Raw genomic sequence first — 226 nt, 5'->3', positions numbered from 1 at the left:
CCCTGCAGGTAGGCGATCTCCTCCAGGCAGGCCACCTGCAGGCCCTGGCGGTGCTGGAGCGTGCGCACGAACTCGGCTGCCTCCAGCAGGCTGTCATGGGTGCCCGTGTCGAGCCAGGCATAGCCGCGGCTCATGCGCTCCACGTGCAACTGCCCGCGCTCGAGATAGGCCTCGTTGACGCTGGTGATCTCGAGCTCGCCCCGGGCCGAGGGCGTCACCGCCGCGG

The 226-nt window shown here is 70.8% G+C and carries 1 protein-coding gene; it reads right to left on the bottom strand.

Annotated elements, in window-relative coordinates; all coding sequences use genetic code 11:
* Positions 1-226 (bottom strand): sugar phosphate nucleotidyltransferase (locus AC0IY1_RS25725; RefSeq protein ID WP_471773400.1); only part of this gene is annotated, 226 nt, incomplete at both ends.

The sequence above is a fragment of the Methylobacterium sp. AC690 genome (genome assembly GCF_979256535.1).
This window is presented reverse-complemented; position numbering and strand designations above follow the sequence as displayed.